At 63.5% G+C, this 26,421-nt stretch carries 24 protein-coding genes and 1 other RNA gene; 16 read left to right on the top strand and 9 right to left on the bottom strand.

Translation table 11 applies throughout. The features are described 5' to 3' along the window. Nucleotides 1-98 precede the first annotated feature (98 nt). Nucleotides 99-251 (top strand): hypothetical protein, encoded by a 153-nt coding sequence (locus LU684_RS07375; protein ID WP_016489747.1) that lies wholly within the window; start codon nt 99-101, stop codon nt 249-251. A 19-nt stretch (nt 252-270) separates the two neighbouring features. On the opposite strand, the gene LU684_RS07370 is transcribed toward LU684_RS07375, so the two are convergent. The 4 genes from LU684_RS07370 to LU684_RS07355 all read right to left on the bottom strand — a co-directional run bounded on the left by LU684_RS07370 (nt 271) and on the right by LU684_RS07355 (nt 1,662). Next, the gene (locus LU684_RS07370) at nt 271-879 is read right to left on the bottom strand and encodes a 5-formyltetrahydrofolate cyclo-ligase (RefSeq protein WP_024718086.1); all 609 of its coding nucleotides are present in this window, start codon (nt 877-879) and stop codon (nt 271-273) included. A gap of 86 nt (nt 880-965) precedes the next feature. After that, nucleotides 966-1,145, bottom strand: a non-coding RNA gene (gene ssrS / locus LU684_RS07365) — 6S RNA. 17 nt (nt 1,146-1,162) lie between these two features. Next, nucleotides 1,163-1,483 (bottom strand): cell division protein ZapA, encoded by a 321-nt coding sequence (locus tag LU684_RS07360; protein ID WP_016489745.1) that lies wholly within the window; start codon nt 1,481-1,483, stop codon nt 1,163-1,165. Further along, nucleotides 1,480-1,662, bottom strand: coding sequence for a TIGR02449 family protein (locus tag LU684_RS07355; RefSeq protein ID WP_029886233.1), 183 nt, complete (start codon nt 1,660-1,662; stop codon nt 1,480-1,482). The genes LU684_RS07360 and LU684_RS07355 overlap by 4 nt, the downstream gene beginning before the upstream one ends. Before the next feature lie 181 nt (nt 1,663-1,843). On the opposite strand from LU684_RS07355, the gene LU684_RS07350 reads away from it, so the two are divergent. The 10 genes from LU684_RS07350 to gcvP all read left to right on the top strand — a co-directional run bounded on the left by LU684_RS07350 (nt 1,844) and on the right by gcvP (nt 14,207). Further along, nucleotides 1,844-2,398 (top strand): YecA/YgfB family protein, encoded by a 555-nt coding sequence (locus tag LU684_RS07350; RefSeq protein ID WP_016489744.1) that lies wholly within the window; start codon nt 1,844-1,846, stop codon nt 2,396-2,398. Between the two features lie 21 nt (nt 2,399-2,419). Further along, a complete protein-coding gene (gene pepP, locus LU684_RS07345) occupies nt 2,420-3,754 on the top strand; it encodes a Xaa-Pro aminopeptidase (protein ID WP_016489743.1) in 1,335 nt (444 codons plus the stop codon). Then, nucleotides 3,751-4,950, top strand: coding sequence for a 2-octaprenyl-6-methoxyphenyl hydroxylase (ubiH, locus tag LU684_RS07340; RefSeq protein ID WP_096426897.1), 1,200 nt, complete (start codon nt 3,751-3,753; stop codon nt 4,948-4,950). Before pepP ends, ubiH begins: the two co-directional genes overlap by 4 nt. Further along, complete coding sequence (locus LU684_RS07335; protein WP_016489741.1) at nt 4,947-5,429, top strand: DUF4442 domain-containing protein; 483 nt, start codon at nt 4,947-4,949, stop codon at nt 5,427-5,429. Before ubiH ends, LU684_RS07335 begins: the two co-directional genes overlap by 4 nt. A 3-nt stretch (nt 5,430-5,432) precedes the next feature. Then, a complete protein-coding gene (locus LU684_RS07330) occupies nt 5,433-6,656 on the top strand; it encodes a 2-octaprenyl-3-methyl-6-methoxy-1,4-benzoquinol hydroxylase (protein ID WP_016489740.1) in 1,224 nt (407 codons plus the stop codon). Between the two features lie 120 nt (nt 6,657-6,776). Then, nucleotides 6,777-7,778: an extracellular solute-binding protein gene (locus LU684_RS07325; RefSeq protein WP_232894378.1), complete on the top strand. Its 1,002-nt coding sequence runs from the start codon at nt 6,777-6,779 to the stop codon at nt 7,776-7,778. Between the two features lie 162 nt (nt 7,779-7,940). Beyond that, nucleotides 7,941-9,563 (top strand): ABC transporter permease, encoded by a 1,623-nt coding sequence (locus LU684_RS07320; protein ID WP_070086388.1) that lies wholly within the window; start codon nt 7,941-7,943, stop codon nt 9,561-9,563. 123 nt (nt 9,564-9,686) lie between these two features. Then, complete coding sequence (gene gcvT / locus LU684_RS07315; RefSeq protein ID WP_096426895.1) at nt 9,687-10,769, top strand: glycine cleavage system aminomethyltransferase GcvT; 1,083 nt, start codon at nt 9,687-9,689, stop codon at nt 10,767-10,769. A 51-nt stretch (nt 10,770-10,820) separates the two neighbouring features. Then, nucleotides 10,821-11,204: a glycine cleavage system protein GcvH gene (gene gcvH / locus LU684_RS07310; RefSeq protein ID WP_016489736.1), complete on the top strand. Its 384-nt coding sequence runs from the start codon at nt 10,821-10,823 to the stop codon at nt 11,202-11,204. A gap of 129 nt (nt 11,205-11,333) precedes the next feature. Beyond that, complete coding sequence (gene gcvP / locus LU684_RS07305) at nt 11,334-14,207, top strand: aminomethyl-transferring glycine dehydrogenase (protein ID WP_232894377.1); 2,874 nt, start codon at nt 11,334-11,336, stop codon at nt 14,205-14,207. A 110-nt stretch (nt 14,208-14,317) separates the two neighbouring features. On the opposite strand, the gene LU684_RS07300 is transcribed toward gcvP, so the two are convergent. The 3 genes from LU684_RS07300 to LU684_RS07290 all read right to left on the bottom strand — a co-directional run bounded on the left by LU684_RS07300 (nt 14,318) and on the right by LU684_RS07290 (nt 16,821). After that, nucleotides 14,318-14,632 carry a DUF2388 domain-containing protein gene (locus LU684_RS07300; protein WP_024718088.1) on the bottom strand — a complete coding sequence of 105 codons (315 nt, stop codon included), beginning with the start codon at nt 14,630-14,632 and terminating at the stop codon, nt 14,318-14,320. 88 nt (nt 14,633-14,720) lie between these two features. Next, nucleotides 14,721-16,394 (bottom strand): GspE/PulE family protein, encoded by a 1,674-nt coding sequence (locus tag LU684_RS07295; RefSeq protein WP_232894376.1) that lies wholly within the window; start codon nt 16,392-16,394, stop codon nt 14,721-14,723. 121 nt (nt 16,395-16,515) lie between these two features. Further along, nucleotides 16,516-16,821: a hypothetical protein gene (locus tag LU684_RS07290; protein ID WP_016489732.1), complete on the bottom strand. Its 306-nt coding sequence runs from the start codon at nt 16,819-16,821 to the stop codon at nt 16,516-16,518. Nucleotides 16,822-16,947: 126 nt separating this feature from the next. Here LU684_RS07290 and LU684_RS07285 point away from each other — a divergent pair, with 126 nt between their 5' ends. Then, the gene (locus LU684_RS07285) at nt 16,948-17,418 is read left to right on the top strand and encodes an Lrp/AsnC family transcriptional regulator (RefSeq protein WP_003253717.1); all 471 of its coding nucleotides are present in this window, start codon (nt 16,948-16,950) and stop codon (nt 17,416-17,418) included. Between the two features lie 43 nt (nt 17,419-17,461). Here the strand turns inward: LU684_RS07285 and LU684_RS07280 are convergent, their stop codons facing one another. Next, complete coding sequence (locus LU684_RS07280) at nt 17,462-18,829, bottom strand: CYTH domain-containing protein (protein WP_024718089.1); 1,368 nt, start codon at nt 18,827-18,829, stop codon at nt 17,462-17,464. A 115-nt stretch (nt 18,830-18,944) separates the two neighbouring features. On the opposite strand from LU684_RS07280, the gene argE reads away from it, so the two are divergent. Together argE and argA are read left to right on the top strand one after the other, a co-directional pair. Beyond that, nucleotides 18,945-20,087, top strand: coding sequence for an acetylornithine deacetylase (gene argE, locus LU684_RS07275; protein WP_232894374.1), 1,143 nt, complete (start codon nt 18,945-18,947; stop codon nt 20,085-20,087). A gap of 124 nt (nt 20,088-20,211) precedes the next feature. Continuing rightward, nucleotides 20,212-21,510: an amino-acid N-acetyltransferase gene (gene argA / locus LU684_RS07270; protein WP_232894373.1), complete on the top strand. Its 1,299-nt coding sequence runs from the start codon at nt 20,212-20,214 to the stop codon at nt 21,508-21,510. A gap of 136 nt (nt 21,511-21,646) precedes the next feature. Here the strand turns inward: argA and LU684_RS07265 are convergent, their stop codons facing one another. Continuing rightward, nucleotides 21,647-23,023: a glutamine synthetase family protein gene (locus LU684_RS07265; protein ID WP_016489728.1), complete on the bottom strand. Its 1,377-nt coding sequence runs from the start codon at nt 23,021-23,023 to the stop codon at nt 21,647-21,649. Between the two features lie 574 nt (nt 23,024-23,597). Here LU684_RS07265 and LU684_RS07260 point away from each other — a divergent pair. Together LU684_RS07260 and LU684_RS07255 are read left to right on the top strand one after the other, a co-directional pair. Beyond that, nucleotides 23,598-24,956, top strand: a complete 1,359-nt coding sequence (locus LU684_RS07260; protein WP_016489727.1) for a glutamine synthetase family protein — start codon at nt 23,598-23,600, stop codon at nt 24,954-24,956. 48 nt (nt 24,957-25,004) lie between these two features. Continuing rightward, entirely contained in the window at nt 25,005-26,366 is a 1,362-nt protein-coding gene (locus tag LU684_RS07255) for an aspartate aminotransferase family protein (protein WP_016489726.1), read from the top strand. The last annotated feature ends 55 nt before the right edge of the window (nt 26,367-26,421 follow it).

The raw sequence follows: 26,421 nt of genomic DNA, 5'->3' as shown, positions 1-26,421 counted from the left end.
CAGGTTGTCGGAAAATGCGCCCCGTTTAAAGCGCGATCCGCTGGCGATACTCAGAAAATCGCCAAGCACTGAACAGTTTGCCTGGGGGGCAATCTTCGATGAATCAACGCAAAAAGCCGGATCTGCTGTGGATTCTGGTGTTCATTTTTGGCCTGGGTGTGGTCACTACCGGTTATGCGCAGGGTTTGTGGGAGCGCAAGCTGGACAGCGCCTATCAAATGCCGGTTGACGCCAGCCAGCCACAACGTTGATGCCCTCCGCTGGCGCCGCTCAACGCGGCGCCAGGTACCAGTCACGGTCCGAGACCGTCCCTTGCAGCGGTACATCCCAACTGGCTTGCGCCAGCCGCTCGACCTTCTGGCATTCGTGCGCCAGCCCCAGCAGCAATGGTTTTTTCCAGGTTTGCCGACGTGCCTGGTAGGCCAGGCTGCGATCATAGAACCCACCCCCCATGCCCAGGCGCCCGCCCACTTCGTCAAAACCGACCAGCGGTAGCAGGATCAGGTCCAGCGCCCAGACCGGCCGCTGGCGCCTGCGGTCCGTGAGCGGCTCGGGAATGCGGAAACGATTGGGCTTTAGCTTTTCGCCCTGCTCGAACCGTTGGAACACCATGCGCGTGCGCGGCCAGGCGTGCAGCACCGGCAGGTAGGTGCGTTTGCCGCGACGCTGGGCTTCGCGCATCAACAGGCAAGGGTCGATTTCGCCGTCGTTGGGCAGATACAAGGCAATGTGCCGGGCGCGGCGGAACAACGGATGCTGTGCCAGCTGGCGATACAGGCCGAGGGTGGCCTGGCGTTGCTGGGCAGGGGTGAGGGCACGGCGGGCATTGCGAAGCAGGCGACGGAGCTGGGGGCGGGTGAGCGGCGCGGTGTCGGTCATGGCACGAGCGATCCCAGGAGGGCTGGCCGACACTGCAAGGTCGGCCAAAGCGAATCGCCCGCCTTGAGGGGCGGGCAACAGAATTCAGGCTCCCCGGTCAGACCGCTGTCGGTGTAGCCCTTGAACCCGAAAGTTCAAGGTGGAGATTGCAGGGGGCGTTAAGGCTTTCCGTCGGGCGGACATGCACACCGGCCCCAGCGTGCAACCCCCGTGGTTGTGCGTATCGGCTCAGGGACATAACCGACTGGCGCATCCACCAGGGAGTGGCGCCAGTATACCAATCTCAACCGATTTTGGTATCCGTGTCGTCGGACAATGCCTTATCTACCCGATCCAGCAGGTCGCGCACCTGTTCGCGATTGGTGCTGCTGGCCGGAGCTTCGGTGCGGTCTTCCTGGCGGTGCAGCATTTCGTGGGTAATGTTCAATGCCGCCATGACCGCGATGCGGTCGGCGCCAATCACCTTGCCGCTGCTGCGGATCTCGCGCATCTTGCCGTCCAGGTAGCGCGCGGCGCTGACCAGGTTGTTGCGCTCTTCCGGCGGGCAGATGATCGAGTATTCTTTGTCGAGGATCTGCACGGTGACGCTATTGCTTGAACTCATGAGTCTTGCTCCAGAGCCTTGAGGCGTAAGATCATCGACTCGACCTTGCGCTTGGCGATCTCGTTCTTTTCGATGAGGTGGGCGCGCTCTTCGCGCCAGGATTTTTCCTGAGCTACTAGGAGTGCATTTTGCCGTTTTAGTTGCTCGACGCGTTCGATCAGCAACTCGAATCGGCTCATCAGTGCCTGAAGGTCGTTCTCTTGCGTGGGTTGCACTCGATTCGCTCCGTCGTTGAGTCACCTGGCGATGATGCCTCTCCCTGGGCGGCGACGGCCAGTGCCGATGGTCTTGGCGCGCCTGCCGGTGCTAGGATACAAGGCCTCCATTCTAGTCATTGCGCCGTCTGGCGCCTAGCTGCCCATGCCCAATACCCAATCGCCTTACATCGCCTTCGCCATGCTGCTCTCGAGCAATGGTCATCCTGTCACCCCGGCCGAACTGCACGGCCTGCTGATCGGCCGCAGCTGCGCCGGTGCCGGTTTCGATGCCGATGCCTGGCTGGCCGATGCCGCCCAGTTGCTGGAAACCGAGCCCGGTGACACCGTGCGCAACGCCCTGATCGGCCTGCAGGAAATGGTCAAGGGTGAGCTGACCAGCGACGATATGGCCATCGTCCTGCTGCTGCCTTCCGACGACGCCGCCCTCAGCGACCGCGCCACCGCGCTGGGCCAGTGGTGCCAAGGGTTCATTACCGGTTTCGGCCTGAATGCCGGGGGCAAGGACCTGTCCGACGAAGCCAAGGATGTGCTGCAGGACCTGGTGGCCATTTCCCAGGTACAGGAAGCCCTCGAAGAGTCTGAAGACGGCGAGAGCGACTACATGGAAGTCATGGAATACCTGCGCGTGGCGCCTCTGCTGCTGTTCTCGGAGCTGGCCAAGCCGGCCGCACCCGCGCCCAAGCCATCGCTGCACTGATCAACCGGGGGTAGTCTGCCCATGAGCCACATTCCCAAGGCCGAGTATGCCCGCCGGCGCAAGGCGCTGATGGCGCAGATGGTCCCCAACAGCATCGCCATCCTGCCCGCCGCCGCAGTTGCCATCCGCAACCGCGACGTCGAGCACGTATACCGCCAGGACAGCGACTTTCAGTACCTCAGCGGCTTTCCGGAGCCTGAGGCGGTCATTGCGCTGATCCCGGGGCGTGAGCATGGCGAGTACGTGCTGTTCTGCCGTGAGCGTAACCCGGAGCGCGAGCTGTGGGACGGGCTTCGGGCCGGTCAGGAAGGCGCAGTGCGCGATTTCGGCGCCGACGATGCCTTCCCCATCACTGACATCGACGAGATCCTGCCGGGCCTGATCGAAGGCCGCGAGCGGGTATACAGCGCCATGGGCAGCAACCCCGAGTTCGACCGGCGGCTGATGGACTGGATCAACGTGATCCGCTCCAAGGCCCGCCTGGGCGCGCAGCCGCCGAACGAGTTCGTTGCGCTGGATCATCTGCTGCACGACATGCGCCTGTATAAATCGGCTGCGGAAGTGAAGGTGATGCGGGCTGCCGCAGCCATCTCGGCGCGGGCACATGTGCGTGCCATGCAGGCCTGCCGGGCCGGGCTGCACGAATACAGCCTGGAAGCCGAACTGGATTACGAATTCCGCAAGGGCGGCGCGAAGATGCCTGCCTACGGCTCGATTGTCGCGGCCGGGCGCAATGGCTGCATCCTGCACTATCAGCAGAATGACGCCCTGCTCAAGGATGGCGACCTGGTGCTGATCGACGCCGGTTGCGAAATCGACTGCTACGCCAGCGACATCACCCGCACCTTCCCGGTCAGCGGGCGCTTTTCGCCCGAGCAGAAGGCCATTTACGAGCTGGTGCTCAAGGCACAGGCCGCGGCGTTTGCCGAAATCGCCCCGGGCAAGCACTGGAACCACGCCCACGAGGCGACCGTGAAGGTCATTACCGAAGGCCTGGTGGAGCTGGGCCTGCTCACCGGCGAGGTGCAGGCGCTGATCGACAGCGAGGCCTATCGCGCCTTCTACATGCACCGTGCCGGCCATTGGCTGGGAATGGATGTGCACGATGTTGGCGAGTACAAGGTGGGCGGCGAATGGCGTGTGCTGGAACCCGGCATGGCGCTGACCGTCGAGCCGGGCATCTACATAGGTGCCGACAATCAGGCAGTGGCCAAAAAATGGCGCGGCATTGGTGTAAGGATCGAGGACGACGTGGTGGTGACCAGGCAAGGTTGTGAAATCCTGACTTCAGGCGTGCCGCGTACGGTTGCCGAGATCGAGGCGCTGATGCAGGCCGCCCGCAAGGACGCCGCATGAGCCGCGTGAACCTGGCAATCATTGGCGGTGGCCTGGTGGGCGCAAGCCTGGCGTTGACCCTGCAGGCCGGGGCCAAGGCGCGCGGCTGGAAGATCCTCCTGATCGAGCCGTTCGCACCCGGCGACAGCTTCCAGCCCAGCTACGATGCGCGCTCTTCGGCGTTGTCGTTCGGTACTCAGCAGATCTACCAGCAGCAGGGCCTTTGGCAGGCCATTGGCCGGCGTGCCGAGCCCATCCGGCAAATTCACGTGTCTGACCGTGGCCGCTTCGGCGCCACCCGCCTGGATGCCCAGGAAGAGGGTGTGCCGGCACTGGGCTACGTGGTGGAAAACGCCTGGCTTGGCCAATGCCTGTGGCAAGGGCTGGACAGCGACGTGGTGAGTTGGCGCTGCCCGGCAGAAGTGACCTCGATGCAGGCGATCGAAGGCGGTTACCGCCTGGGGTTGAATGACGACACCCAGCTGGAATGCGACCTGGCGGTACTGGCTGACGGCGGCCGTTCCGGGCTGCGCGAGCAGTTGGGTATTCACGTGCGTCATACGCCGTACCAGCAGAGCGCATTGATCGCCAACATCACCCCGGGTGAGGCCCACGGCGGCCAGGCGTTCGAGCGCTTCACCGAAGAAGGCCCCATGGCCCTGCTGCCGCTGCCGGAAAACCGCTGTGCACTGGTGTGGACACGCCAGGGCATGGATGCGCGGCGCCTGGCCGACATCGACGAGCGCAGCTTCCTGCGCGAGCTGCAAGGCGTGTTTGGCTATCGTCTGGGCACGCTGCGCCAGGTCGGCGCACGGCACCTTTACCCCCTGTCACTGATCGAGGCCCAGGAACAGGTGCGGCCGCACCTGGTGGTACTGGGCAATGCCGCGCACAGCCTGCACCCCATCGCTGGCCAGGGCTTCAACCTGTCGCTGCGCGATGTGCAGTCGCTGGCCGACGCGTTGCTGGCCGGCCCGCAGCAGCCTGGCGACCTGGCCACGCTGCAGGCTTATGCCCAGCGCCAGCGTCTGGACCAGGCCATGACCATTGGCTTTTCCGACCAGGTCACCCGCCTGTTTGGCAGCAATCAGCCGTTGCTGGCCGCCGGTCGTAACCTCGGCCTGCTGGGGCTCGACCTGTTGCCGCCGGCCAAAAGCTGGTTCGCCCGCCAGGCCATGGGCCTTGGCACCCGCCCCGATCCGCGAGGGCAGGCATGAGCAACCCGCGTAAACTGGCACGTCGTGCACGCATGTTGCGCTGGATGCTGAACCTCTACCCGCCGTACCTGGGTGCTGGTATCCGCGTGCAGTCCATCAGCCCGGACCTGCGCAGCGTCAAAGTGGCGATGAAGCTGACCCGCTGGAACCGCAACTATGTCGGTACCCAGTTCGGTGGCAGCCTGTATTCGATGGTCGACCCTTTCTACATGTTGCTGCTGATCGAGCAACTGGGCCGCGACTACATCGTCTGGGACAAGGCCGCCAGCATCGATTTCATCTCGCCGGGCAAAGGCCCGGTGTATGCCGAATTTCACGTTGATGACGCGCTGCTGGACGACATTCGCCAGCAGACCGCCACCGGCAAGAAGTGCCTGCCGCGATTGCAGGTCGATATCCGCGATGGTGCCGGCGAACTGGTGGCGCGGGTCGATAAAACCCTATACGTGCGGCTCAAGCCGCAAGCGAGGCTGGCGTAAGGCATGGAAACGCGCGCAGATCTGTTGATTGTCGGTGCCGGTATGGTCGGCAGCGCACTGGCCCTGGCGTTGCGCCACAGTGGCTTGCAAATCCTCTTGCTCGATGGCGGCCCGCTGACGGTCAAGCCCTTCGACGCCCAGGCACCCTTCGAGCCACGTGTCAGCGCGCTGTCGGCGGCCAGCCAGCGCATCCTCGAGCGCCTTGGCGCGTGGGACGGCATTGCCCAGCGGCGTGCCACGCCGTATTCGGACATGCATGTGTGGGACGGCAGCGGCACTGGGCAGATTCATTTCTCGGCCGCCAGCGTGCACGCCCACGTGCTTGGCCATATCGTCGAGAACCGGGTGGTGCAGGATGGCCTGCTGGAGCGCCTGCACGACAGCGACATCGGCCTGCTGCCCAACGCGCGGATGGAGCAGTTGCGTCGCTCGGGAGACGAGTGGTTGCTGACCCTGGCCGATGGCCGGCAGCTGCGTGCACCGCTGGTGGTTGCCGCCGACGGTGCCCAATCAGCGGTGCGGCGCCTGGCGGGCTGCGAAACCCGCGAATGGGATTACCTTCACCATGCCATCGTCACCAGTGTGCGCTGCAGTGCCGGGCACCAGGGCACGGCCTGGCAGCGTTTCACCGATGAGGGGCCGTTGGCTTTCCTGCCGTTGACCCGTGATGGCCAGCAGGACTGGTGCTCGATTGTATGGTCGACCACCCCGGAGCATGCCGAGCAGCTGATGGCACTGGATGAAGCTGCCTTCCTGCAGGCCCTGGAGCGGGCCTTCGAGGGGCGCCTGGGGGAGGTGCTGCAGGCCGACCCGCGGGTATGCGTGCCGCTGCGCCAGCGCCACGCCAAGCGCTATGTGGATGAAGGCCTGGCCTTGATCGGCGATGCTGCGCACACCATCCACCCGCTGGCGGGGCAGGGTGTAAACCTGGGCTTCCTCGATGCCGCAGTACTGGCCGAAGTGCTGGTCAACGCTTGCGAGCGCGGTGAGCGGCTGGCGGATGTGAAGGTATTGAGCCGTTACGAGCGGCGGCGCATGCCGCACAACCTGGCGCTGATGGCAGCAATGGAGGGCTTCGAGCGCTTGTTCCAGGCCAACCCGCTGCCGTTGCGCTGGTTGCGTAACAGCGGGTTGAAACTGGTGGAGCAGATGCCGGAGGCCAAGGCGCTGTTTGTACGCCAGGCGCTGGGTTTGAGTGGTGATCTGCCGGATCTGGCCAAAGCCTGAGGGTTGCTCCTGCAATGGGCGGTGCAAGCTCTGCAACATCCGGTAACTGCTAGGTAGATGAGCCAGAAAATGGGATTCACTACCATTCGCACCTCTCAAACGATCCGAGGAGTGCTTCCCATGTTGCCACGCAAGCCCCTACTGGCCGCCCTGGCCCTGACCCTGTTCGGCGGCACTGCCCAAGCGGCGGATGAAGTGGTGGTGTACTCCTCGCGCATCGACGAGCTGATCAAGCCGGTGTTCGATGCCTACACCGCCAAGACCGGGGTCAAGATCAAGTTCATCACCGACAAGGAAGCCCCGCTGATGCAGCGCATCAAGGCCGAGGGCGACAACGGCGTGGCCGACCTGCTGTTGACCGTCGATGCCGGCAACCTGTGGCAAGCCGAGCAGATGGGCATCCTGCAGCCGATCAAGTCCGACATCATCGACCAGAACATTCCGCGGCAGTACCGCGCCTCGTCCCATGACTGGACGGGCCTGAGCCTGCGCGCCCGCACCATCATCTACTCCACCGAGCGGGTCAAGCCCGAGGAGTTGAGCACCTACGAAGCCTTGGCCGACAAACAGTGGGAAGGCCGCCTGTGCCTGCGCACGGCAAAGAAGGTGTACAACCAGTCGCTCACCGCCACCCTGATCGAGACACATGGCGAGGCGAAAACGGAGCAAATCGTCAAAGGCTGGGTCAACAACCTGTCCACCGACGTGTTCTCCGACGACAACGCGGTAATCCAGGCCATCGAGGCCGGCCAGTGTGACGTGGGCGTGGTCAACACCTATTACTACGGCCGCCTGCACAAGCAAAACCCGAACCTGCCGGTGAAGATCTTCTGGCCCAACCAGGGTGACCGTGGCGTGCACGTCAACCTGTCGGGTATTGGCCTGACCAAGCATGCGCCACACCCGGAAGCGGCGAAAAAGCTGGTGGAGTGGATGACAGGTGAAGACGCGCAAAAGCTGTTCGCCGACATCAACCAGGAGTTCCCGGCCAACCCGAAGGTCAAGCCTTCCGAGGAAGTGGCGGCATGGGGCAGCTTCAAGGCTGACAGCATTCCGGTGGAAATTGCCGGCAAGCGTCAGGCCGAAGCCATTCGTTTGATGGATCGCGCTGGCTACAACTAAGCGCCAGGCCGTATCCTTCCGGGGCCTTCAGAGGCCCCTTCGCGGGACAAGCCCGCTCCCACAGTACCTTCACAGGACCGATGCCTTGTGCAGTCCCTGTGGGAGCGGGCTTGTCCCGCGAACGACCGCGCAGCGGTCGCCATCGCAACCGAGAATCAAGCCTTGCCCCACACCCCCCAACGCCGCTGGTACCTCCCGGTCTCCCTGATCGCCGCCCTCGTGCTGCTGCCCTTGAGCGTCCTGCTGTTGTCCTGGCAGTCGATCGATATGCAGATCTGGTCGCACCTGCTCGACACCCAGATGAACCGCCTGTTGGGCAATACCCTGACGCTGGTGGTGGGCGTGGGTATCGGCGTCACTGTACTGGGCGTCAGCCTCGCCTGGCTCACCAGCCTCTGCGAGTTCCCCGGCCGGCGCTGGCTGGACTGGGCGCTGATGCTGCCGTTCGCCATCCCGGCCTATGTGCTGGCGTTCGTCTTCGTCGGCCTGCTGGACTTCGCCGGCCCGGTGCAAAGCGCCCTGCGTGAGGTGTTCGGGCCGATGCGCCTGCCGCGGGTGCGCTCCACCGGCGGGGTGATCATCGTGCTGGTGCTGGTGTTCTACCCCTATGTCTATCTGCTGGCGCGCACGGCCTTCCTGGCCCAGGGCAAAGGCCTGATGGAAGCGGCGCGCGTACTCGGGCTATCGCCCCTGCAGGCTTTCTGGCGTGTGGCCTTGCCGATGGCACGGCCGGCCATCGGTGCCGGCATTGCCCTGGCCTTGATGGAAACCCTGGCCGACTTCGGCGCGGTGGCCGTGTTCAATTTCGACACCTTCACTACCGCCATCTACAAGACCTGGTACGGCTTCTTCAGCCTGTCCAGCGCCGCCCAGCTGGCCAGCCTGTTGTTGCTGGCAGTGATGCTGGTGCTGTACGGCGAGCGCCGTGCCCGTGGGGCCAGCCGCAGCGGCAACGAGCGGCCGCGGGCGCAGGCGCTGTACCACCTGCGCGGGGTCAAGGCGCTGCTGGCCAGTGGCTGGTGCCTGCTGGTGTTTGCCTGCGCCTTCGTCATCCCGCTGCTGCAGCTGCTGGCGTGGTTCTGGCAACGCGGCCGGCATGACCTGGACGAGCGCTATGTCGGCCTGGTGTTGCACACCCTGTACCTGGGCAGCATGGCGGCACTGGTCACGGTGAGCGTGGCGCTGGTGCTGGCCTTTGCCCGGCGGCAGGCGCCGACGGGGGCTATCCGCGCCGGGGTCGGCCTGGCCAATCTGGGCTATGCCTTGCCCGGCTCGGTGCTGGCAGTGTCGATCATGCTGGCGTTCAGTTACCTCGACAACCACTTGGTGATTCCGCTGTCCAGCTGGCTGGGCGGGGCAGGCAAGCCGCTGTTGCTGGGCAGCCTGGCCGCCCTGCTGCTGGCCTACCTGGTGCGTTTCATCGCCGTGGCCTACGGGCCGCTGGAAAGCAGCCTGGAGCGTATCCGCCCGTCACTGCCCGAGGCCTCCCGTAGCCTGGGCGTGGGTGGGCCCAGATTGTTTTTCAAGGTGTATCTGCCGCTGCTGGTGCCCGGTGCCCTCAGCGCCGCCCTGCTGGTGTTCGTCGATGTGCTCAAGGAGATGCCGGCCACCTTGCTGATGCGACCGTTCGGCTGGGACACCTTGGCGGTACGGGTGTTCGAGATGACCAGCGAGGGCGAATGGGCGCGTGCCTCGCTGCCCGCATTGACGCTGGTACTGGTGGGCCTGCTGCCGGTCATCGGCCTGATCCGCCGTTCGGCACATCGGCCCGGTCACAGTCACTGAGGGTGTCAGCCTGCGTCCTTGCGGCTACAATGCGCGGCATTCGCGCGGTGGGTCCTACAAGAAGAGCTGACGATCAAACGTCATCGACCGCCGCCGCTTCGCCACGCCCGGAAGGAGAAACCCATGGGACAGCGCACGCTTTTGTATGACCTGCACCTGGCGCTTGGCGCCAAAACGGTCGATTTCGGTGGCTGGGACATGCCCCTGCACTATGGCTCGCAGGTCGAGGAGCACCACCAGGTGCGCAGCGATTGCGGGGTTTTCGATGTTTCCCACATGACCGTGATCGATGTCGATGGCAGCGACGCAACTGCCTGGCTGCAACGTTTGCTCGCCAACGACGTGGCCCGCCTCAAGGCTACCGGCAAGGCGCTGTACAGCCCGCTGCTCCAGGAGCAGGGCGGGGTGATTGACGACTTGATCGTCTACCGCACGGAAACCGGCTACCGCCTGGTCACCAATGCCGCTACCCGGGCGAGAGTGCTCGATTGGCTAGAACGCCAGCAGGCCGGTTTTACCGTGAAATTCCAGGTCCGCCCCGACCTGGCCATTCTCGCCATCCAGGGCCCACGTGCCCGCGAAAAGGTCGCAGCACTGCTCAGCCAGGCGCGTGCGGCGCTGATTCGCGATCTGCGACCGTTCGAAGGTGTCGCCGACGGTGACTGGTTCATTGCCCGCACCGGGTATACCGGTGAGGACGGCCTGGAGATCATCTTCCCGGGCGATCAGGCGGTGGCATTCTTCAATGATTTAGTCGGCGCCGGCATCGCCCCCAGTGGCCTGGGTGCCCGCGATACTCTGCGCCTGGAAGCCGGCATGAACCTGTACGGCCAGGACATCGACGAAGCCCATACCCCGCTGACCTCCAACCTGGGCTGGAGCATCGCCTGGGAGCCAGCCGAGCGTGACTTCATCGGCCGCGCCGGCCTGCTGACGGAAATCGAACAGGGTGTGCAGGAAAAGCTGGTCGGCCTGGTGCTGGAAGAGCGCGGCGTGCTGCGTGCCCACCAGGTGGTGCGTGTGGCCGGGATTGGCGAAGGGGAGATCACCAGTGGTAGTTTCTCTCCTACGCTGAGCAAGTCCATTGCCCTTGCGCGCGTACCCATGGCCACCGGTGACCGCGCCGAGGTGGAAATCCGCGGCAAATGGTACCCGGTGCGAGTGGTCAAACCGACCTTCGTGCGCCACGGCAAGATCCTGATCTGAACATTTATCAACCGGCGGGCGTACCGCTGAGCCAATCGAGGAATTCAAGACATGAGCAATATCCCCGCCGACCTGCGTTTTGCCGAAAGCCACGAGTGGGCGCGCCTGGAAGCCGACGGCAGCGTGACCGTGGGTATCAGTGACCACGCCCAGCAAGCCCTGGGTGACGTGGTATTCGTCGAGCTGGCCGAAGTCGGCAAGGTATTCGCCGCTGGCGACGCTGCCGGTGTGGTCGAGTCGGTCAAGGCCGCTTCGGACATTTACGCCCCGATCGGCGGCGAAGTGATCGCAGTCAACGAAGAACTGGCCGATAGCCCGGAGCAGCTCAACGAAGAACCCTACACAGCGTGGATCTTCAAGCTGAAGCCAAGCAACCCGGCCGAGCTGGAAAAGCTGCTGGATGCTGCCGGCTATGCAGCTGCCATCGGCGAGTAACTGATAGATCTTGGGGCGCAACGCGCCCCCGGCTTTCGCCAGGCCAAAGCAAGTTTCCCCGCAGAATCGGCAATCCCTTCCTAGACTTGTAAGTCTCCATGAGACCTGGTCTAGGAAGAGAGCGTCGTCATGTCCCAGTCGCCATCCCTGCATCAACTGCAAGAGCTCAACCCTTTCCTGCATCGCCACCTGGGCCCCGATGGCGCAGAACAGCAGGCCATGCTCAACGTGCTGGGTGTCGCCAGCCGCAGCGAGCTGATCGAGCAGACCGTACCGCCAGGCATCCGCCTCAATCGCCCACTTGACCTGCCAGCGGCGCTGGATGAGCAGGCCGCGCTGGCCAAACTCGCCGGCTACGCCGCACAGAACCAGGTCTGGACCAGCCTGATCGGCATGGGCTACCACGGCACCATCACCCCCACGGTCATCCTGCGCAATGTGCTGGAAAACCCCGGCTGGTACACCGCCTATACGCCGTATCAACCCGAAATCGCCCAAGGCCGCCTGGAGGCGCTGCTGAACTTCCAGCAAATGGTCATCGACCTCACCGGGCTGGCGCTGGCCAATGCCTCGCTGCTCGATGAAGCCACCGCCGCCGCCGAGGCCATGGCCCTGGCCAAGCGGATGGCGCGCAACAAGAGCAATGCCTTCTTTGCTGACGAGCACTGCCACCCGCAGACGCTGTCGGTACTCAAGACCCGCGCCGAGGGCTTTGGCTTCGAATTGATCGTCGACGCTGTGGATAACCTTGGCAATCACGCGGTATTTGGCGCTTTGCTGCAGTATCCCGACACCCACGGCGAGGTGCGTGACCTGCGCCCGCTGATCGACCAGTTGCACAGCCAGCAGGCACTGGCCTGCGTGGCTGCCGACCTGCTCAGCCTGGTGGTGCTGACGCCCCCCGGCGAGCTGGGGGCCGATGTGGTACTGGGTTCGACCCAGCGCTTTGGTGTGCCGATGGGCTACGGCGGCCCCCACGCGGCCTATTTCGCCTGCCGCGACGACTACAAGCGTGCCATGCCGGGGCGCATCATTGGCGTGTCGCGCGATGCCCGTGGCAACACTGCGCTGCGCATGGCCCTGCAAACCCGCGAGCAGCATATCCGCCGCGAGAAGGCCAACTCCAACATCTGCACGGCCCAGGTGCTATTGGCCAACATTGCCGGCTTCTACGCGGTGTATCACGGCCCTGAAGGCCTGCAGCGCATCGCCCAGCGTGTGCACCGGCTGACCGTCATCCTGGCTGCTGGCCTTGAAGCCAAAGGCATCCAGCGGCTCAACCGGCATTTCTTCGACACCCTTACCCTGGATGTCGGCGGCACCCAGGCGGCCATCATCGAAAGCGCCGAAGCCGCGCACATCAACGTGCGCATTCTTGGGCGCGGGCACCTGGGCGTGAGCCTGGACGAAACCTGTGACGAGCACACGGTGCTGCGCCTGTTCGATATCTTCCTGGGTGTGGACCACGGGCTGGAGATCGCTGCCCTCGATCAGCTGGCCCTGCCCCAAGGCATCCCGGCCGGGCTGGTGCGGCGCACGCCGTTTCTCGCTCACCCGGTGTTCAACCTGCACCACAGCGAAACCGAGATGCTGCGCTACCTCAAGCAGCTGGAGAACAAGGACCTGGCCCTGAACCAGTCGATGATCCCGCTGGGCTCGTGCACCATGAAACTCAACGCCACCAGTGAAATGATCCCCATCACCTGGCCCGGCTTTGCCCAGATGCACCCCTTTGCGCCGGCGGCCCAGGCCACGGGTTACAAGGCGATGATCGACGAACTGGAAAGCTGGCTGTGCGCAATCACCGGCTTCGACGCCATCTGCATGCAGCCCAACTCCGGTGCCCAGGGCGAGTACGCAGGCCTGATGGCCATCACCCGCTACCATCGCAGCCGCCACCAGCCCCAGCGCACGCTGTGCCTGATTCCCTCGTCAGCCCACGGCACCAACCCGGCGTCGGCGCAAATGGCGGTCATGGAGGTGGTGATCGTGGATTGCGACGACCACGGCAACGTCGACTTGAACGATCTCAAGGCCAAAGCCCACGCGGCCGGGGAGCGCTTGTCGTGCCTGATGGTCACCTATCCGTCCACCCACGGTGTGTACGAAGAGGGCATCCGCGAAATCTGCGAAGTGGTCCATCAGCACGGCGGCCAGGTGTACATGGATGGCGCCAACCTCAATGCCCAAGTGGGCCTGGCGCGGCCGGCCGACATGGGGGCCGATGTTTCGCACATGAACCTGCACAAGACTTTCTGCATCCCTCACGGCGGTGGTGGCCCGGGCATGGGGCCGATTGGTATCCGCGCGCACCTCACGCCGTTCGTTGCCAGCCACCCGGTGGTACCTGTGCCCGGCCTGGACCCGAACAACAGCGCGGTCAGCGCCGCACCCTGGGGCAGCGCGAGCATCCTGCCGATCAGCTGGATGTACATTGCCATGATGGGGCCGCAGCTGGCCGATGCCAGCGAGGTGGCAATCCTGTCGGCCAACTACCTGGCCAGCCAGTTGGGCGGCGCCTTCCCGGTGCTCTACCGCGGGCGCAACCAGCGGGTGGCGCATGAGTGCATCTTCGACTTGCGGCCGTTGAAAGCACAGACGGGCATCAGCGAGGAGGACGTGGCCAAGCGTTTGATGGACTATGGTTTCCACGCCCCGACCATGTCATTCCCGGTGCCGGGCACGCTGATGGTGGAGCCGACCGAAAGTGAGTCCAAAGCCGAGCTGGACCGGTTTGTCGAGGCGATGCTGGCGATTCGTGCAGAGATTGGCGAGGTGCAGAAAGGCAACTGGCCGGCGGAGAACAACCCCCTCAAGCATGCGCCGCATACCCTGGCTGATGTACTGGGGGTGTGGGACAGGCCGTATAGCCTGGAGCAGGCGGTGGCACCCAGTGCGCACGTGCGCCAGCACAAGTACTGGCCGGCGGTGAACCGGGTGGACAACGTGTATGGGGACAGAAACCTGTTCTGCGCGTGTGTGCCGGTGGAGGCTTACCGCTGAGATTAGTGCTGGGTTTTTCGCGGGCTTGCCCGCTCCCACAGGAATTGCACCAGGTTCAGCCTTGTGCGGTCCCTGTGGGAGCGGGCAGGCCCGCGAAGCAGGCGACGCGGTTACTCGGCTACTGCATTCTTGGCCAGGATGGCATTGGCCAGTTCCATGTCGGAAGCTTGCATCCCTGGGTGCTCTGCCCGTGCCTGGCGCATGGCCGCTTCCAGGAACGGCCCGCGGATTGCGCCTTCGCTGGCGACGAAGCTGCTGGCGTCATCCTGCGCGGCTACTACCAGTTTGTGATCCCGCGAGGTCAGGTAGCTCGATCCAGTGGTTGCACCGGAAGTCATCACGTTACGCCAGAAGGTATCGGCCATGGCCGAGCCAATGGGCAGCGAAAGCAAGGCAGCGGCAGCGATGGCGGTTTTGAGACGCATGTTGAAACACCTCGAAGGGTGAGGGTTAAAGATGCGCGATTGGATCTTTTCTGCCAGGGCAAGTTCCTTGAATACGAAGGACTTTTCGTCAGTTGCAGACACGCAGTACTTCCTCGGTACGGGTCTGCCCGCTAGCCACTTTGGCCTCGCCGCAACGGCGCAGGTCAACCAGGCCATCGGCCAGCGCCTGACGCCGTAAATGGGCCAGATCGGTGTTCGGGCCAATCAAAGCACGCAGGCTCTCACTGGGCTGCAGCAGTTCGAACAACCCCGTGCGCCCATGAAAACCGGTGCCTCGGCAGGTCCGGCAGGTGTCTGAAGGATTCGCTCCACAGTCCGGGCACAACGTACGCACCAGGCGCTGGGCCATGACCCCGACCAGTGTGGCCTTGATCAGGTAGTCGGCCACACCCAGCTCTTGCAGGCGCGTGATTGCCGCGCAGGCATCGTTGGTATGCAGGGTCGACAGGACCAGGTGCCCGGTCAGGGCCGCCTGTACCGCCACCAGGGCCGTTTCGCGGTCGCGGATTTCGCCGATCATGATGATGTCCGGGTCCTGGCGCAGCATGGCCCGCACGGCGCTGGCAAAACCCAGGTCCAGCGCGGGCTGCACCTGTAGCTGGTTGAAGGCCGGTTCCAGGCGTTCGATCGGGTCTTCGATGGTGCACACGTTTACCTGCGGCGTGGCCAGCAGTGTGAGGCTGGTGTACAACGTGCTGGTCTTGCCGGAACCGGTGGGGCCGGTGACCAGGATGATGCCCTGGCGCTGGCGCAGCAGGCTTTGCCACTGAGCCAGCTGCGGCCCCTCCAGGCCGAGGTGGTCGAAGCCCTCGTGCAGTTGGTGTGGGTCGAACACGCGCAGTACCAGCTTTTCGCCGAACGGGGTCGGCAGCGTCGACAGCCGTAGTTCCACTTCACCACCACCCGGTAGCCGGCTTTGCAGGCGGCCGTCCTGGGGCCGACGCTTTTCTGCTACGTCCATGCGGCCAAGGTGTTTCAGGCGGCTGACCAGCGCCAGGGTGACCCCGGCGGGGAAGGCATACACGGTGTGCAGCAGGCCATCGATGCGGTAGCGCAACTGGCCCTGGTCGCGTCGTGGCTCCAGGTGGATATCGCTGGCGCGCTGCTCAATGGCGTATTGCAGCAGCCAGTCGACGATATGCACGATGTGTGCGTCGTCTGCGCTGGCTTCGGTCTGGCGCATGCCCAGTTCCAGCCACTGTTCGAGGTCGCCCAAGCTGGACGATTGCTGGTGCTGCGCGCCCTTTACCGACTGGGCCAAGTGGTGAAACGACTGCCCTGACTGGCGGATTTGTGTGGGGCTGGCCAGCACGCGGCGGATCGGCCGACCCAGGCTGCGGGCCAGGTCTGCCTGCCAGTCGTTCTGGTAGGGCTGGGCGCTGGCGACGGTGATGCCGGAGGGGTCGTCGGCGACGATGAGGATGCCGTGGCGCTGGGCAAAAGCAGGGGATACCAGGCCGGCGACTTGCGGCAGGTCGAGTTGCATGGGGTCGATACGCAGGTAGGGCTGACCGACCTTGCCGGCCAGCCATTGGCAGAGGTAGTCCACGTCCAGCAGCCGGCCTGGTTGCCGGCGGTCTTCCAGGCAGCAGGCGGCGATGTGTTCCAGCGGGTGGCCGGCGGGCTGTGCGGCGGCGTGTTCGAGTACTTGCAGGGTGTCGTTGGCGTGTAGGTACTGATCGGTGAGCAGGGCCTGAAGCACGCGCTTCAGATCGAGTTCCAGGTTGTCGGGGGTGTGCATGGTTGGCGTCCGTGCCTGATGGGGAAGTGCTGATCAAGGCTAGCCGGGCGGCGGAAGAGCATCGGAGGTGAAGGGTTTCAGGAATTTGCTATTTCTGTGCCGGCGATAGCGCCGCAAATATTCATACAACCGCCAGCTCCACCCGGTGCATGTTGGTCAGGCTCACTTCACCCACACACACCAGGTTACGCAGTTTTTGCGCAATCACCTCGGCCCGGTGCCAGCTCAGGCCGCCAATGCCGACTTCGATGTCCAGCCAGTCATCCTGCTGGCTGACGTGCACGCTGTGCGGGGTCAGGAACTGCAGGGCAAACAGGTTGAGCACGCGGCATAGGCTGTCGGGCTCGGCATCTGCTTGCAGGCGGTAGTGCACGGTGCTGTGGGCGTTGCTGGCGGCCCAGGCGTCGGTACGGGGCTGTGCGTTCATGCTGGTCTCCGCGAATGTGGGAGAAATTCTTGCACGTCAGGCGCGGCATTTTTTCGCTATCATTTGATCATTTTGCCTATTTGATGAATTGATCAATTCAGATAATGCCAATCAGGAGATTGAACAATGCATAGTGAGCTGGACGCCTACGACCGCCGCATTCTCGAACTGCTGCAAGAGGACGCTTCGCTGTCCAGCGCGCAGATCGCCGAGCGCGTGGGGCTGTCGCAATCGCCGTGCTGGCGGCGCATACAGCGCTTGAAGGAAGAGGGGGTGATTCGCGGGCAGGTGACCTTGCTGGACCGCAAGAAAGTCGGCCTGAACACGCAAATTTTCGCCGAGGTGAAGCTCAATGCTCACGGGCGCTCCAACTTCACCGAGTTTACCGAGGCGATCCGCGGGTTTCCGGAGGTGCTGGAGTGTTATGTGCTGATGGGGGCAGTGGACTTTCTACTGCGCATCGTCACGTCGGATATCGAGGCCTACGAACGGTTCTTCTTCGAAAAACTGTCGAACGTGCCGGGTATCCAGGAAGTGAACTCTATTGTGGCGCTGTCCGAGATCAAGTCCACCACCAGCCTGCCGCTGTCGCGGTGAGGCCATTCGCGGCGCCGAACCGCCGCGAAATGGCGACGCGGTATCAAGCCTTGATCAGGTGCTTCCAGCCGCGACTCTGATCCACTGCCCGAGCCTGTTCGATACGTGCGTCCAGCACTTCATCACTGATTGGCAGTTCGGCCAGCTCGTGCAGCTTCTTCAGGTCGCCATACAGGCGGTCCATCTGCGGCGCTTCCAGCACCTGGCGAGCATGGTGTAGCCAGGCCAGCAGTTGCTCGATACGTGGCAGCTGCTCGGCCAGGTCTTCTGGGCGCTGGGTGTACAGCGGCAGCTTCAACGCGCGGCCTTCTTCGCCCAGCAGGTGTGCCAGCCAGCTGGCCAGCTGCGCCTTGCCCTGGCGTTCGCCACGGCCTTTGCGCTCCACGGTCCAGGAACGGGCCAGCAGCCAGCGCGAGGTTTCCAGCGAGAACTGGCCCCAGCGCACGTCTTCCAGTTCTTCGGCGAACTGCTCGGGGGCAGCGCGGCGGATGTCTTCGTCATCGTTGCCGGCCTGCACCAGCGGGCGCCAGTCTTCCAGCAGGGCGTCGAGGCTGCTGCGCAGGTCACGGGTGCTCGCGCGTGGCGCGGCCTGGCCAAGGCTGGCGGTGAGGGCGCGCAGCTCGCTCAGGCACTCGACCCAGTCCTGCAGCAGGCGCCAGTGGCCGTTGTGGCGGTACTGCTCGGCCAGGCGCTGGCTGCTGCCCAGCAGTTGCCAGGCCAATGCGGCGTAAGCGTCGTCTAGGGCCATCTCGGCGTCCAGCTCGCTGTGCGGCAGGCCCAACTCGTAGCTGTCCGGCTCCAGCAGGCGGTAGCCACGCTCGGCCTTGCTGATGTCGCAGGGCATCAGCGGCAGGCTGGCGGCCAGCTCGGCGGCCAGCTCCAGCAGTGCTTGCGGGTCACCTTCGCGCAGTTCCAGCTCCAGCTCGCAGATCTCTTCCTTGCGCTTGCCGGCGATCACGAAGCCCTGGTCCAGCGCGGCTTCGATCACCACTTTGCTCTTGCCACGGCCCCAGGCGATTTCGGCGTATTCACGGCTGAAGTCGGTAGTGAACAGCGGCTTGATGGTTTTCTTGTCCAGGTCTGCCAGTTGCTCGGGCCAGCAGGTGGCGTCCAGCTTCTTCAGGTCGAGCTTGACCTTGTCCAGGTTCCATTCGTACTCGTTGCGCTCGGACAGGCCGGCCACGCTGGTGCCGCGGCATTTGAGAGTCTGGATGACGGCATCGCCATCGCGGCGCAGGCGCAGGGCGACACGGGCGGCGGACAGCTCACGCTCGGGGGTGTCGAAGTACTGGTTGAGCAGTTCACGGGTCTGCCAGCCGGACTTGTTGCGCTTTTTCAGCAGAGGGTGCTCGCGCAGGGCGGCAAGGGTCTCGCGGCTGGCGCGGAGCTTCAGTTCGGTTTCTTTGTGCATCACAGACTCGAAAGAGGGGCGTGGTTGGCGGAGAGTCTACAGCAGTCAGCCACCAACGGTTTATTCCAGACAGCGGATAGTCCTATGATGGGCAACGCTTCCGAGGAGTATGTGCATGCCGTTGCCGACGCTGAAAGACCAGTTTGCCGCCTTGATCGCCGCGCCTTCGGTCAGTTGCACCCAACCTGCGCTGGACCAGTCCAACCGCCACGTGATCGACCTGCTGGCGGGGTGGCTGGGCGACCTGGGGTTCAAATGCGACATCCAGCAGGTCACTGCGGGCAAGTTCAACCTGCTGGCCAGCCGCGGCAGCGGCCCGGGTGGCCTGGTGCTGGCCGGGCACAGCGATACCGTCCCCTATGACGAACAACTGTGGGCCAGCGACCCGCTGAAGCTCACCGAGGTCGATGGCCGCTGGGTCGGCCTGGGCAGCTGTGACATGAAGGGCTTTTTCGCCTTGGTCATCGAAGCCGTCATCCCGCTGTTGGAGCACGACTTCAAGCAGCCACTGCTGATCCTCGCCACCTGCGACGAAGAAAGCTCCATGTCCGGTGCCCGCGCCCTGGCTGAGGCCGGCCAGCTCCTGGGCCGTGTTGCGGTCATCGGCGAGCCTACCGGGCTGCGGCCGATCCGCATGCACAAGGGCATTCTCATGGACCGCATCGACATCCTCGGGCGCAGCGGCCATTCGTCGGACCCAAGCCTGGGCCGCAGCGCCCTGGAGGCCATGCACGCGGTGATGGCCGAGCTGATGGGCTTGCGCCAGCAATGGCAGCAAACCTACCGCAACCCGCAGTTCACCGTGCCGACCCCGACCCTGAACTTCGGCTGCATCCACGGCGGCGACAACCCCAACCGCATCTGCGGCCAGTGTGCGCTCGAATTCGACCTGCGGCCGCTGCCGGGCATGGATGTGGAGCAACTGCGCGCAGCCATACGCGAAAAGCTGGTGCCCGTGGCCGAGCGCCATGATGTGCGCATCGACTATGCACCGCTGTTCCCGGAGGTGCCGCCGTTCGAGCAGGCTGCCGATGCCGAGCTGGTGCAAGTGGCGGAACGCCTGACGGGCCATCGCGCCGAAGCGGTGGCGTTTGGCACCGAAGCGCCTTATCTTCAGCAGCTGGGCTGCCAGACCATCGTGCTGGGCCCTGGCGACATCGCCTGTGCCCACCAGCCCGGCGAATACCTTGAAATGTCACGAATCGAGCCTACCGTGCGTCTATTGCGTGACCTGATCCGGCACTATTGCCTGCACTAAACGTCAATCGAGTTGATTCGTTCCTGCCTAGAGGAGACCGCGCGTGACCGCAAGCCTGTTCCGACGATGATCTTGAACGCCCCTTGTATCGCCGTTCTCCGTCCACTTATCCACAGGCCCTGTCATGCCCGACTACGTCAACTGGCTGCGTCATGCCTCCCCGTACATCAATGCCCATCGCGACTGCACCTTCGTGGTCATGCTCCCCGGCGATGGGGTGGAACACCCTAATTTCGGCAACATCGTCCACGACCTGGTGTTGCTGCACAGCCTGGGCGTGCGCCTGGTGCTGGTGCATGGCTCGCGCCCGCAGATCGAAAGCCGATTGGCCGAGCGCGGGCTGACCCCGCACTACCACCATGGCCTGCGTATCACCGATGCCGCCACCCTGGACTGCGTGATCGATGCCGTTGGCGCCCTGCGCCTGGCCATCGAGGCACGCCTGTCGATGGACATCGCCGCGTCGCCGATGCAAGGCTCGCGCCTGCGGGTGGCGTCTGGCAACCTGGTTACCGCACGGCCGATCGGCGTGCTCGAAGGGGTGGACTACCACCACACCGGTGAAGTGCGCCGGGTCGACCGCAAGGGCATCAGCCGCCTGCTCGACGAGCGCTCCATCGTGCTGTTGTCGCCGCTGGGCTACTCGCCCACCGGCGAAATCTTCAACCTGGCCTGTGAAGATGTGGCCACCCGTGCCGCCATCGAACTGGGGGCCGACAAGTTGCTGCTGTTCGGCGCCGAGCCGGGCCTGCTGGACGCCGACGGCAAGCTGGTGCGGGAACTGCGCCCGCAGCAGGTTGCCCCGCACCTGCAGCGTCTGGGCAGCGACTACCAGAGCGAACTGCTGGACGCCGCCGCCGAGGCCTGCAAGGGCGGCGTGGCGCGCAGCCACATTGTCAGTTATGCCGAGGACGGCGCACTGCTGACCGAACTGTTCACCCGGGGTGGTGGCGGTACGCTCGTGTCGCAGGAGCAGTTCGAAGTGGTGCGCGAGGCAACCATCGAGGATGTGGGCGGCTTGCTGGAACTGATCAGCCCGCTGGAAGAGCAGGGCATTCTGGTGCGCCGCTCGCGTGAAGTGCTGGAGCGGGAGATCGAGCAGTTCAGCGTGGTCGAGCGCGAGGGCATGATCATCGCCTGTGCGGCGTTGTACCCGATTGCCGAATCCGAAGCAGGAGAGCTGGCATGCCTGGCGGTGAACCCGGAATACCGCCACGGCGGGCGCGGAGATGAATTGCTGGAGCGCATCGAGAGCCGGGCGCGGCAGATGGGGTTGAATACCCTGTTCGTGCTGACGACGCGTACGGCGCACTGGTTCCGTGAGCGCGGTTTTGCACCCAGCGGTGTGGAGCGGCTGCCATCGGCGCGGGCTTCGCTGTACAACTACCAGCGCAATTCGAAGATTTTCGAGAAACCGCTTTAAGCCTGTACCGGCCTCTTCGCGGGACAAGCCCGCTCCCACAGGGTAATCTCCAGTGCTGAAGCTTGTGGCTTACCTGCGGAAGCGGGCGACACCGGTCTCAAACAAGAACGCCGCCCTTGAGGGGCGGCGTTTTTGTTTACACGGTATGCAGGTACCAGTTGTACTCGAGGTCGGAGATCGAGTGCTCGAACTCCTCCAGCTCGCTTTCCTTGCACGCGACGAAGATGTCGATGTACTTCGGATCGATGTACTTGTTGAGGATCTCGCTGTCGTCCAGCTCGCGCAAGGCATCGCGCAGGTTGTTCGGCAGGCTCTGCTCCAGCTGCTCGTACGAGTTGCCTTCGATTGGCTTGCCCGGCTCGATCTTGTTGGTCAGGCCGTGGTGCACGCCTGCCAGTACGGCCGCCATCATCAGGTACGGGTTGGCGTCGGCGCCGGCGACCCGGTGCTCGAGGCGCACGGCATCTGCCGAGCCTGTTGGCACCCGCAGCGCTACGGTGCGGTTGTCCAGGCCCCAGCTTGGCGCGTTCGGAACATAGAACTGCGCGCCAAAGCGGCGGTACGAGTTGACGTTCGGGCAAAGGAACGCCATGGACGCGGGCAGGGTCTCGAGCACACCGCCGACAGCGTGACGTAGCGCGGCGTTCTGCTCGGGATCCTCGCTGGTGAAGATGTTGTGGCCATCTTTGTCCAGCACGGAAATGTGTACATGCAGGCCGTTGCCTGCCTGGCCCGGGTAGGGCTTGGCCATGAAGGTGGTATCCATTTCATGGTCGTACGCAATGTTCTTGATCAACCGCTTGAGCAGTACTGCGTAGTCACAGGCCTTGAGCGGGTCGGGGACGTGGTGCAGGTTGACTTCGAACTGCGCCGGGGCGCTTTCCTTGACGATGGCGTCGGCCGGGATGCCTTGTTCTTTCGCGCCTTCGAGGATGTCCTGCAGGCAGTCGGCATATTCGTCGAGGTCGTCGATCAGGTACACCTGGGTCGACTGCGGGCGTTTGCCCGAAATTGGCGAGCGCGGCGGCTGCGGGCGGCCGTTCACGTTCTCCTGGTCGATCAGGTAGAACTCCAGTTCGAATGCAGCGCAAATGGTGAGGCCCATCTCGTCGAACTTGCTCACCACCTGACGCAGCACTTCACGAGGGTCGGCGAAGAACGGCTCGCCTTCGATCTCGTGCATGGTCATCAGCAGTTGGGCAGTGGGGCGCTTTTGCCACGGCTCGTTACAGAGCGTGTCGGGGATCGGGTAGCAGATGCGGTCAGCATCGCCAATGTCCAGGCCAAGCCCGGTACTTTCGACGGTGGAACCGTTGATGTCCAGGGCGAAGAGGGAGGCCGGCAGGTTGATGCCTTTCTCGTAAACCTTGTGGAGGCTGGTGCGCTCAATGCGCTTGCCGCGCACCACACCATTCATATCTGCAATCAGAAGGTCAACGTAGAGAACCTCAGGATGTTCCTTAAGGAACGCGTTCGCTTCGTTAAGCTGAACGGCACGCGGGGGTACCGACATGATGCAACACCTTTGTTGTTAAAAATATCAATCAAGGGGGGCTTGCAGGACCAGTCAATCGAAAAGCCATACTGATGTCAAGCCAACCCCATGATGCCCTGAAATGGCACATCTACGGCAGATTTGCTGCAAATCGGGGCGTGCCATTATCCGCTATTTCACCTGCAAAGGGGTATCTCAAGCGTGCCGTCTTTTATTTTTTACGCGGGTGTTGTGTAAAAAAATGAACAAGGCTAAGCTCGGTCACAACCCAGAACACAATAATACGAGGGTCACATGGTCCGCTTGCCGCGACCTGAAAGCACTGCCTGCGCAGTGCCAACGGGTACCTCTGTCGTTTTTGCAAGCTTCGTCAATGGCGTGGTCGCCCTGGCCGCAATAATTGACGTTTGGCGTCTCCGGTCCTGGCCTCGAAGCGGCTTGCCGCCTTTCACTTCGTCTTCCTGCCCTTCCAACTCATTATGGACACACTTGTTTTCAGTGTATCCACTGCGGCGCTGCGCGGGGGTTTTTGCTTTAGCAATCTACTCCATCCAGAATCAACGTGCGGCCCACCTTACCTCCTGAGGTATTTATGAGTAACAACCTCGACCAGCTCACCGATTGGTTGAAAGAGCACAAGATCACCGAAGTCGAATGCATGATCAGTGACCTGACCGGCATCACGCGCGGCAAGATTTCGCCCACCAACAAATTCATCGCTGAAAAAGGCATGCGCCTGCCCGAGAGCGTGCTGCTGCAGACCGTGACTGGCGACTACGTCGACGACGACATCTATTACGAACTGCTCGACCCGGCCGACATCGACATGATCTGCCGCCCCGACGAGAACGCCGTGTTCCTGGTGCCGTGGGCCATCGAGCCGACAGCGCAGGTGATCCACGACACCTACGACAAGAAGGGCAACCCGGTCGAACTGTCGCCGCGCAACGTGTTGAAGAAAGTCCTCAAGCTCTACGCCGACAAGGGCTGGCAGCCGATTGTCGCGCCCGAGATGGAGTTCTACCTGACCAAGCGCAGCGAAGACCCGGACTTCCCGTTGCAGCCCCCGGTAGGCCGTTCGGGCCGCCCGGAAACCGGCCGCCAGTCGTTCTCGATCGAAGCCGCCAACGAATTCGACCCGCTGTTCGAAGACGTGTACGACTGGTGCGAACTGCAGCAGCTGGACCTGGACACGCTGATTCACGAAGACGGCACGGCGCAGATGGAAATCAACTTCCGTCACGGCAACGCCCTGCACCTGGCCGACCAGATCCTGGTGTTCAAGCGCACCATGCGCGAGGCTGCACTCAAGCACAACGTGGCCGCCACCTTCATGGCCAAGCCCATGACCGGCGAGCCGGGCAGTGCCATGCACCTGCACCAGAGCGTGGTCGACCTGGCCACTGGCAAGAACATCTTCAGCAATGAAGACGGCAGCATGAGCGAGCTGTTCCTCAACCACATCGGTGGCTTGCAGAAGTTCATCCCCGAGGCGCTGCCGCTGTTCGCCCCCAACGTCAACTCGTTCCGCCGCTTCCTGCCCGACACGTCGGCGCCGGTGAACGTGGAGTGGGGCGAAGAAAACCGCACCGTCGGCCTGCGCGTACCGGATGCCGGCCCGCAAAGCCGCCGGGTCGAGAACCGCCTGCCGGGCGCTGACGCCAACCCTTACCTGGCCATTGCCGCCAGCCTGCTGTGTGGCTACATCGGCATGGTCGAAGGCATCGAGGCCAGCGCGCCGGTGCAGGGCCGTGGCTACGAACGCCGCAACCTGCGCCTGCCGCTGACCATCGAAGATGCCCTGGAGCGCATGGAAAACAGCCGTGCGTTGGTGCAGTACCTGGGCAAGAAATTCATTACCGGCTACGTCGCCACCAAGCGCGCCGAGCACGAGAACTTCAAACGCGTCATCAGTTCCTGGGAGCGTGAGTTCCTGCTGTTCGCTGTCTGATAAACCCTGGGGCCGCTGGAGCGCGGCTGTCGAACAACGGAGAAGCACATGAGCGTCAACAACCCGCAAACCCGTGAATGGCAAACCCTGAGCGGGGAGCACCATCTCGCACCTTTCAGTGACTACAAGCAGCTGAAGGAGAAGGGGCCGCGCATTATCACCAAGGCCCAGGGCGTGCATTTGTGGGACAGCGAGGGGCACAAGATCCTCGACGGCATGGCGGGCCTGTGGTGCGTGGCGGTTGGTTACGGCCGTGAAGAGCTGGTGCAGGCGGCAGAAAAGCAGATGCGCGAGCTGCCGTACTACAACCTGTTCTTCCAGACTGCTCACCCGCCTGCGCTGGAACTGGCCAAGGCGATCACCGATGTGGCGCCCGAAGGCATGACCCATGTGTTCTTCACCGGCTCCGGCTCAGAAGGCAACGACACCGTGCTGCGCATGGTGCGTCACTACTGGGCGCTGAAGGGCAAACCGCACAAGCAGACCATCATCGGCCGTATCAACGGCTATCACGGCTCCACCTTCGCCGGTGCTTGCCTGGGCGGCATGAGCGGCATGCACGAGCAGGGCGGCCTGCCGATCCCGGGCATCGTGCACATCCCGCAGCCGTACTGGTTCGGCGAAGGCGGTGACATGACCCCGGATGCGTTCGGTGTCTGGGCGGCCGAGCAGCTGGAGAAGAAAATCCTCGAAGTGGGCGAAGACAACGTCGCCGCCTTCATCGCCGAGCCTATCCAGGGCGCAGGCGGCGTGATCATCCCGCCAGAAACCTATTGGCCGAAGGTGAAGGAGATTCTTGCCAAGTACGACATCCTGTTCGTTGCCGACGAAGTCATCTGCGGTTTCGGCCGTACCGGCGAATGGTTCGGCTCTGACTATTACGACCTCAAGCCCGACCTTATGACCATCGCCAAGGGCCTGACCTCCGGTTACATCCCCATGGGCGGTGTGATCGTGCGTGACAAAGTGGCCAAGGTCATCAGCGAAGGCGGTGACTTCAACCACGGTTTCACCTATTCGGGTCACCCGGTCGCGGCCGCGGTGGGCCTGGAAAACCTGCGCATCCTGCGCGACGAGAAAATTGTCGAGAAGGCGCGCACTGAAGCGGCACCGTATTTGCAAAAGCGTTTGCGTGAGCTGCAGGACCACCCGCTGGTGGGTGAAGTCCGTGGCCTTGGCATGCTCGGCGCGATCGAGCTGGTCAAGGACAAGGCCACCCGCAGCCGTTACGAGGGCAAGGGTGTGGGCATGATCTGCCGTAACTTCTGCTTCGAAAATGGCCTGATCATGCGCGCGGTGGGTGACACCATGATCATCGCGCCGCCGCTGGTGATCAGCCATGCGGAGATCGACGAGCTGGTGGAAAAGGCGCGCAAATGCCTGGACCTGACGCTCCAGGCGATCAACTGAGCACCTGCTAGGCTAGCGATGTGACATTAAGTCGTTACAACGCCCTGCTTTCCTT

The organism is Pseudomonas sp. NMI542_15 (assembly GCF_021283425.1).
Lineage (GTDB): Bacteria > Pseudomonadota > Gammaproteobacteria > Pseudomonadales > Pseudomonadaceae > Aquipseudomonas > Aquipseudomonas fortuita.
The sequence above is the reverse complement of the archived record's forward strand: the minus strand, read 5'-3'. Positions and strand labels throughout refer to the sequence as shown.